Here is an 842-nt window from a genome sequence, read left to right as displayed (position 1 = left end):
GGGGCTGGTCACCATTCTGCTATTTAACAGGCTCGCCGCCAAAATTGATCCCGACTCGAAATTATTTTAGGAGGAGCTTATGAAAAACGAAGATTTGGTTTTGCGCGGCAAGCCGGTACGGACCAAAATCCGAAACGACCGAAGCTGGGGAGAAAAAGCATTTCTTTGGCTGATGTATGCCTGTATCGCCTTGTTCAGCCTTGTGTGCGTGGTGCCCTTCTGGATCGTGCTGGCCGACTCCTTTGCTTCCGAGGCTAGCTATCTCAAGCACGGCTATCAACTCATTCCAAGCGAATGGAGTCTGGACGCTTATACGTATTTGCTGCAAGGGGATCAATTGCTGAATAGCTATAAAAACTCCCTGTTCGTGACGATTGTGGGTACTGTTCTAGCAGTGATCATTACGGCCATGTTCGCTNGACGATTGTGGGTACTGTTCTAGCAGTGATCATTACGGCCATGTTCGCTTACGTGCTCGCACATCCGAAGGTGAAGTACAGAAATACACTTGCCTTTTTGACGTACCTTGCGATGGTGCTGGGCGGAGGCCTCGTCGGGTTTTATATTATGGTTTCGAATTGGCTGCATTTGAAGGATTCGCTATGGGCGCTAATTCTCCCGTATCTGCTCAATCCGTTTTACGCCTTCATTCTCGTCGCCTTCTACAAATCGCTGCCTTACGAGATTAATGAAGCGGCTACGATTGACGGGGCAGGGGATATCCGGCTCTTCTACAAAATCATTTTGCCAATATCAACTCCGGTCATTGCGACGGTATCACTCTTTTATGCGATTCAGTTCTGGAATGACTGGTATCTGTCACTGCTGTTCATCGATGACTA

General features: G+C 48.3%; 1 protein-coding gene. It reads left to right on the top strand.

What is annotated here, in order from left to right; all coding sequences use genetic code 11:
• Window positions 1-426 precede the first annotated feature (426 nt).
• Window positions 427-842: carbohydrate ABC transporter permease (locus FJQ58_RS32755; protein ID WP_238403669.1), on the top strand; the 416-nt coding region annotated here is incomplete at its 3' end.

The organism is Paenibacillus paridis, from assembly GCF_006345825.1.
In the GTDB taxonomy this organism is placed as follows: domain Bacteria; phylum Bacillota; class Bacilli; order Paenibacillales; family Paenibacillaceae; genus Pristimantibacillus; species Pristimantibacillus paridis.
This window is presented reverse-complemented; position numbering and strand designations above follow the sequence as displayed.